The sequence below is a fragment of the Desulfotomaculum copahuensis genome (genome assembly GCF_001655685.1).
Taxonomy (GTDB): Bacteria; Bacillota; Desulfotomaculia; order Desulfotomaculales; family Desulfovirgulaceae; genus Desulfotomaculum_G; species Desulfotomaculum_G copahuensis.
Genome location: NZ_LYVF01000108.1, coordinates 1 through 664, shown reverse-complemented (window position 1 = coordinate 664; position 664 = coordinate 1). Strand labels below are relative to the sequence as shown.

The 664-nt window shown below is 47.7% G+C and carries 1 pseudogene; it reads right to left on the bottom strand.

The window, feature by feature from the left end:
- Nucleotides 1-508: pseudogene (locus A6M21_RS07495) on the bottom strand (IS1634 family transposase); the annotation flags it as partial.
- Between the last annotated feature and the right edge of the window lie 156 nt (nt 509-664).

Genomic DNA, 664 nt, shown 5'->3' with positions numbered 1-664 from the left:
GTTCAATTTTTTCTTTGTATTCAGCCAAAAAATCCAGGGCGCGGTAAAGGTGGTGCAGTTCCAGTTGCTCAAAGGCCGGCCGGTAGATCTCCCGGAGCCATTCGTTTACACCCCGTTTGGACAGCGGGTCGCTGATCCGGTTCAACACCATGGCGTAAACGGCTTCCGCCAATTTGTTACAGGTGTAGGCCGGGGAGAAATACCGTTTCATCAGGAAGTCCAGGCCAAGCTGTTCCCACAAGTGCCGAAAGATTAAATCCAACCCCCATTCCCGGGCACTGTGTACCATGAGCTTTTCGGCCTCGGTTTGGATCCACTTTTTCTTGGAAAATTTGGCCAGGCTGGCAATCAGCCGGTCAAGACTGCCTTCCTGCAGTTCTTCAATACGGCCCAGGTTGGCGACCACCTTTTGGCGAATCTTGCCTTTTTCCCTGACGGCCTCAACTATTTGGACGTAAGTTCGCTTGGAACCGTCTTTGTTGGTGAAAATTTTCGTTCTGGTATACATGGCATGTATATTATACCATAATTTGAGCCTACACAAGTGTCAGATATTTGTACACGTGGCACTACGTTTTTGGAATTTCTAAAATAAAAACCTTGATTTTACTGGGCTTCTGGGCGTGAAAGCCTTAAAAATCGCCGAAAAGTTTCAAACTCGAGT